Genomic DNA, 5,107 nt, shown 5'->3' with positions numbered 1-5,107 from the left:
TGGCTTATCCCGAACTGGGGTTTTTTACTAAATTAAGGACAAGAATATGAATAACCATATGGATAATAAACAGAAGCAAATGAACCCTTATGTAAAGTTCACAATCATGATTTTAACATCGACAGTCGTGATGTTTATCATGATGTATTTTAATACTTATCAATGGGATCACGTTTATTTTAGCGAAACCAGAGCTTATATGGCGTTATATATGGGCGCTATGATGGCTATTATTATGCTCGCCTTTATGACCAATATGTATAAAAAGACTAAGGTCAATCTAATGGTTTATGGGATTAGTGTCGTGCTATTTGCCTTTGGTTTATGGGGCGTTAGATCACAACAAACGGTCGATCAAGTGGATTGGATGCAGGCGATGATACCGCATCACTCGATTGCTATTTTGACCAGTTCGCGTGCTGATATCGAAGATCCACGTGTACGTCAGCTTGCTGATGACATTATCGAAGCACAAAAGCGTGAAATCGGTGAGATGCAAGCACTTATTGATGAGTTGGAGTGATCACAGTTTAGACTGAGGAGAAATCATAATGAATGGGTCAATGCATGGCATGATGAACGGCTCAATGATGTATGGCATGGGCTGGGTTATGATGCTTATCTGTTTGTTATTCACCCTACTATTTTTCGCAGTACTAGTACTAACAATCATGGCACTGCTCAAGTATTTGCGTGATAAAAACTAAATTCCAATTGAAAAGTATAGAAATTATTTTTTAGAGGTTTTTAGATTAATGATTAGATGAATAGCAATCGAGGATTGATGATAGTGCTTTAAGAGTTGTACTTATTATCAATATTTATTGTCTTCAAGGAGTGATTTTATGAAACATATTGCCGATGAAAAATCTATCAAAGGTGGTCAGTACGATAAAGTGCCAGAAAACTATAGTGGTACGGTTTATATCTGCCCGATGCATCCTGAGGTTAGAGATACTGAGAAGAGCGATTGTCCGATATGCGGCATGTTTCTTAAACCTGAAGACGAGGTTGCTGAATCCAACAGTAATGAGGGCAGTCATGCGCATTGTCATAAAGCGGATGCTAATAATAGTACTGAGTTAAAGTCTGTCGAAGGCAATAAGTACGACAAGATACCAGAAAATTATAACGGCACGATTTATATTTGTCCTATGCATCCAGAAGTAAGAGATGTTGAAAAAAGTGACTGCCCAATATGTGGCATGTTTCTTAAACCTGAAGACGAAGTTGCTAAAGATGATAGTCACGCCAGTTGTCATGGAAAGGATACTGATAGTAGCGGAGTAAAATCTGTTAAAGGCGGTAAATACGATAAAGTACCTGCTGATTACGATGGCACGGTATATACCTGTCCTATGCATCCTGAAGTGAGAGACGTTAGAAATAGCGGTTGTCCGATATGTGGTATGGCGCTTGAGCCCGAAACGCTTACTATCGGTGAAGAGGACACCTCAGAGCTTGACGACATGACTCGTCGTTTTTGGATATGTACCGTGTTGACTGTACCGCTATTAATATATGTGATGAGCGGTATGTTTGACTTAAACGTAGTTAATTTTAGTCAGTATGGTATCTCTTCAAAGATCTTACAATGGGCTGAGTTAGTGCTCGCGACCCCTGTAGTGCTTTGGGGCGCCGCCCCGTTTTTCGTCCGTGGCTGGCAGTCTATAAAAAGCCGCAATCTAAATATGTTTACCTTGATTGCGATAGGCGTAGGCGCTGCTTATATTTTTAGTATTGTCGCGACCTTTTTCCCCGATATTTTCCCAGACAGTTTCAGAGATGCCTCTGGTCAAGTCGGAGTCTACTATGAAGCGGCAGCGGTCATTGTGACCTTGGTGCTACTGGGTCAAGTATTAGAGCTCAAAGCTAGAAGTCAAACTTCAGGTGCGATTAGAGCTTTGCTTGAGCTCGCACCACCAACCGCAAGACGTGTCGATGAAAACGGTGAAGAAGTCGAAGTCTCGCTTGATGAGGTCGTCACTGGCGATAAGCTACGGGTTAAACCAGGTGAGAAACTACCCGTAGATGGTACAGTGATCGATGGTAATAGTAATGTTGATGAATCAATGGTGACGGGTGAGCCAATCCCTGTATCAAAAGTAGCAGGAGATACAGTGACTGGTGGTACGGTAAATGGCACCGGAACGCTATTAGTCGAAGCGGTCAATGTTGGAGCAGATTCAGTATTATCTAAAATTGTACAAATGGTTGCTGAAGCCCAGCGTAGCCGCGCGCCTATCCAGCGCTTGGTAGATCAAGTGGCGGGTTGGTTCGTACCTATTGTTATTGTCAGCTCTATCATAACCTTTATTGTCTGGGCGATATTCGGCCCTGAGCCCGCTATGACCTATGCTTTGGTTAACGCGATTGCGGTACTGATTATTGCTTGTCCTTGTGCCCTTGGTCTAGCGACGCCGATGTCCATTATGGTTGGTACCGGCAAAGGCGCGCAAAACGGCGTCCTCATCAAAAATGCTGAAGCGTTAGAGAGTATGGAAAAAGTCGATACCATTGTCGTCGACAAGACCGGAACACTGACCGCTGGTAAGCCCGAGCTTACCGCAATTGATGCGCAGGTAGGTCAAGATGAAGACGAGTTCCTCGCATTGGTAGCCTCAGTAGAAAGCGCTAGCGAGCATCCTTTAGCAGAAGCTATCGTTAGAGCAGCTCAAGAAAGATCACTCATTATTCCTAAAGCTACTGACTTTAATTCGACTACTGGCGAAGGCGTACAAGCCGTGGTCGATGGTAAGAAAGTCGCTATTGGTAACTCTAAGCTTATGGAAAGCCTAAATAGTTTTGATAATGAGCTGTCCACTAAAGCTGATGTCCGTAGAAAAGACGGTGAAACGGCAATGTTTGTGGCTATAGACGGTAAAGCTGCTGGTATTATTTCAGTTGCTGACCCTATTAAACCAAGCACTAAAGAGGCTATTTCACTGCTTCATGACGCAGGTTTAAAAGTTGTGATGCTAACCGGTGACAACGAAAAAACCGCGCAGGCAGTCGCCAATAAACTAGGTATTGATGAAGTTCATGCGGATGTCTCACCAGAGGATAAAAACCGTATCGTCAAAGAAATGCAAGACAGCGGTAAATTGGTCGCTATGGCGGGTGATGGTATCAACGACGCACCAGCGCTAGCGCAAGCTAATGTTGGTATCGCTATGGGAACCGGTACCGATGTGGCGATGGAGAGTGCGGGCATTACCCTGCTAAAAGGTGATTTAATGGGCATTGCCAAAGCTTATAAGCTTAGCCACGCCACCATGCGCAATATCAGACAGAATCTGTTTTTTGCCTTTATCTACAATGCACTTGGTGTTCCTATTGCCGCAGGTGTGCTCTATCCCATATTTGGGCTTCTGCTCAGTCCGATGATAGCAGCGGCAGCGATGAGCTTGTCGTCATTCTCGGTGATTGCTAACGCGCTGCGATTGCGCCGTTTGAAACTATAATTCTGGTACGGTAAAAAGTGTTCTAAAGCACACTGACACATACTGGTCTAAACAAGATCACAAAATATAAGGATACCGTTATGGGCAGCTTTTCTATTACACATTGGCTGATTTTATTGGTCGTAGTGGTGGTCGTATTTGGTACTGCCAAGCTTAAAAATGCAGGTAAAGATTTAGGCGGTGCGGTGAAGGGTTTTAAAGAAGCGGTCAAAGATGAAGAACCCGAGAATGCTCGCAAAAATCATGTGCTTAGCCATGAAAATAGTACGCCAGCTGCAAGTAATGATTTAAATACGCGTGTAGGTAATCAGGCTGATGATATGGAAATCAGCCCTATTTCCACTGATGACCAGCCTAAAGTATGAAGCGCGCCGCTTATAAATAGCGGCACTAAGTAGTCTATTAATATATGTGACTGTTATGTTTGATATTGGGTTTTCCGAATTACTCTTGTTTGGCGTCATTGCTTTAATCGTATTGGGCCCAGAAAAACTGCCGCAAGCCGCACGTACCGCTGGGCAATGGTATGCCAAACTGCGCCGTACAGTATCCACTCTACAATCTGAAATAGAAGCTGAGCTTGATCTAGCTGAAACACGTCAACAAATGCAAAATGAACTTGCGAAAATCCGTCAGACCGAGTCGGATATGAAGCGCGAATTAGCAGAAATGCGTGGCAGTATGCAAAAGTTTGAGCAGTCACAGAACCAAAGCCTAGACGCTTCACATCAGTCAATCACCCCTTATGATAAAGACCATCAACAGAATACTACCTCCTCGTTCATTAAACAGGAGGCGGATCAGTGAGCCTATTTAAACGGCAAAAAAGTCGACAAGAAAAAATAACAGATATAGAGTTTGAGGCGCCAACAGATACAACACAGAATAGTGAGTCTGGAGATACGTTAGGTACGCTTGGCGATATGCCTATTACCGGACATTTAATCGAGCTGCGTACGCACTTAATAAGAATATGCGTGGTCGTCTTAATTATATTCTTAGTATTGGTGGGATTTTCACGCGAGCTTTATAATCTTTTATCAGACCCATTAGTGGCGCAGTTACCCATCAATTCGACCATGATTGCCACTGATATAACGTCAAACTTTATGGCACCCATTCGCTTAACGATATTCGTCGCCGCATTTTTAGCAATGCCTTATATCCTGTATCAAATTTGGTCATTTGTAGCTTCCGGCTTATATAAAAAAGAGAAGAAAATTGCCATTCCTGTACTGCTATCTTCGATATTTCTATTTTATGCTGGTGTTGCTTTTTCCTACTTTGTCGTACTCAAAGGGGTATTGAAATTTTTTATTATGTTCGCTCCGCAGAACGTTATACCAATGACCGATATTGACAGTTATCTGAGCTTTGCCCTCAAGCTATTTATGGTGTTTGGACTGACTTTTGAGATTCCAGTGGTTACCTTATTGCTGATAATGGCCGGAATCGTTTCTACTCAAATTTTAGAAGATAAGCGTCGTTATATCATAGTCGGCTGTTTTGGGATCGCCGCGGTAGTGACACCGCCTGATGGTGTATCAATGCTGTTGTTGGCGATTCCTATGTGGCTATTATTTGAGCTGGGTTTACTCTTAGCAAAGATATTAATTAAAAATGGGTGGTGTATCAAAAAGTAT

General features: G+C 42.8%; 6 protein-coding genes. All 6 read left to right on the top strand.

Annotation, left to right across the window (positions count from 1 at the left end; all coding sequences use genetic code 11):
• Nucleotides 1-46 precede the first annotated feature (46 nt).
• The gene (locus B3R91_RS13140; RefSeq protein ID WP_037059145.1) at nucleotides 47-523 is read left to right on the top strand and encodes a DUF305 domain-containing protein; all 477 of its coding nucleotides are present in this window, start codon (nucleotides 47-49) and stop codon (nucleotides 521-523) included.
• A gap of 28 nt (nucleotides 524-551) precedes the next feature.
• Nucleotides 552-707, top strand: a complete 156-nt coding sequence (locus tag B3R91_RS13135) for a hypothetical protein (protein WP_156770962.1) — start codon at nucleotides 552-554, stop codon at nucleotides 705-707.
• A gap of 138 nt (nucleotides 708-845) precedes the next feature.
• A complete protein-coding gene (locus B3R91_RS13130) occupies nucleotides 846-3,464 on the top strand; it encodes a copper-transporting P-type ATPase (RefSeq protein ID WP_058025615.1) in 2,619 nt (872 codons plus the stop codon).
• 80 nt (nucleotides 3,465-3,544) lie between these two features.
• Entirely contained in the window at nucleotides 3,545-3,829 is a 285-nt protein-coding gene (gene tatA, locus B3R91_RS13125) for a Sec-independent protein translocase subunit TatA (RefSeq protein WP_011959992.1), read from the top strand.
• Nucleotides 3,830-3,884: 55 nt separating this feature from the next.
• A complete protein-coding gene (tatB, locus tag B3R91_RS13120) occupies nucleotides 3,885-4,271 on the top strand; it encodes a Sec-independent protein translocase protein TatB (protein WP_036599454.1) in 387 nt (128 codons plus the stop codon).
• Nucleotides 4,268-5,107 (top strand): twin-arginine translocase subunit TatC (tatC, locus tag B3R91_RS13115; RefSeq protein ID WP_286798074.1); only part of this gene is annotated, 840 nt, incomplete at its 3' end. The genes tatB and tatC, both read left to right, overlap by 4 nt.

It is taken from the genome of Psychrobacter sp. UBA6291, assembly GCF_002439405.1.
In the GTDB taxonomy this organism is placed as follows: domain Bacteria; phylum Pseudomonadota; class Gammaproteobacteria; order Pseudomonadales; family Moraxellaceae; genus Psychrobacter; species Psychrobacter faecalis.
This window is presented reverse-complemented; position numbering and strand designations above follow the sequence as displayed.